The 664-nt window shown below is 46.8% G+C and carries 1 protein-coding gene; it reads right to left on the bottom strand.

Annotation, left to right across the window (positions count from 1 at the left end; translation table 11 throughout):
• Window positions 1-12: 12 nt before the first annotated feature.
• A partial coding sequence (gene gspK, locus R7R78_RS26825; RefSeq protein ID WP_225474700.1) for a type II secretion system minor pseudopilin GspK occupies window positions 13-664 on the bottom strand: 652 nt, incomplete at its 5' end.

The raw sequence follows: 664 nt of genomic DNA, 5'->3' as shown, positions 1-664 counted from the left end.
CTTTGTTGTTCGCTACTCAGCCGAACGGTCAGAAACTCGCTCACTGATCCCTCCAAAACGACGGCGAACGACCGTCACCGTTTCTCTATTTGTACTTTGCAAAAGGCTTCGGATACGTACTCGTGAATCATCCACTAACACTTGTGCATCCAATTCGAAGAAGGAGCTATCCACTCCTAAATAGCCTTTGGCGTTTTTCTTTACATCATCGCTCAAGCCAGTTAATTCTGACTCCGCTAGAAATTCATCTAAGCTGTCCCAACCATCGAAGGGGCGCTTGTCTATCAGTTGAACCGCATCGCTGCTGCTCAAGTTCGGTGAAAACATAGCGACTAAAATCGGCGCTTGTTCCACCTCTATCGTGTTGACGTTTAAACGCCAATCATCACTTGGGATCGCACATACCAAGGGCTCAATCTTTTGATAAATTTCACCACTCACTTGATATACCGCGCGCAGTTCAGTTTTGTCTGCCATCCAACCATTAGCCGCTAAATACGAAGGTTTCATCGATTCGTAGGTGCTGTCTTCCACGCCGGTGGTTGAACGTACTGTGCTGTCTGAATCAATGTATTCCCAAGTGGAATCGGCAATCACTTCCGCTTGATACGGCTCTACATCTGACTCTTCCAACAAACGCTGCAGCACTTGAACCAAATATGGT

This window comes from Vibrio sp. 2134-1, from assembly GCF_033339495.1.
Note: the sequence above shows the minus strand (reverse complement) of the source record. Positions and strands in the feature narration are given on the sequence as shown.